This is a genomic window from Pseudoalteromonas sp. SR41-4 (assembly GCF_014163985.1).
GTDB lineage: Bacteria > Pseudomonadota > Gammaproteobacteria > Enterobacterales > Alteromonadaceae > Pseudoalteromonas > Pseudoalteromonas rhizosphaerae.
On sequence record NZ_JACJEI010000096.1, the window covers coordinates 1 to 279 of the forward strand.

The window sequence follows — 279 nt, forward strand, 5'->3', positions numbered from 1 at the left end:
GTACTAATTACCCGTGAGGCTTAACCATACAACGCCAAACGCGTTTTATGTGATAGTTGATAGCGCAAGAAGTTAATAGACTAAAGTAGATTTACTGAAAACTTTATTATCAGAATTCCAAATTTTAGTTAATTGCTAACGCGATTAACACCAAATTTGCTTGGTAACAATAGCGTTTTGGACCCACCTGACCCCATGCCGAACTCAGTAGTGAAACGAAACAGCGCCGATGATAGTGTAGCATTTGCTATGTGAAAGTAGGACATTGCCAGGCTCCAA

Annotated in this window: 1 rRNA gene; it reads left to right on the forward strand. The window is 39.8% G+C overall.

Features of this window, described 5'->3' with window-relative positions:
- The first annotated feature begins 159 nt into the window (after window positions 1-159).
- Window positions 160-274, forward strand: a 5S ribosomal RNA gene (gene rrf / locus H5180_RS23375).
- The last annotated feature ends 5 nt before the right edge of the window (window positions 275-279 follow it).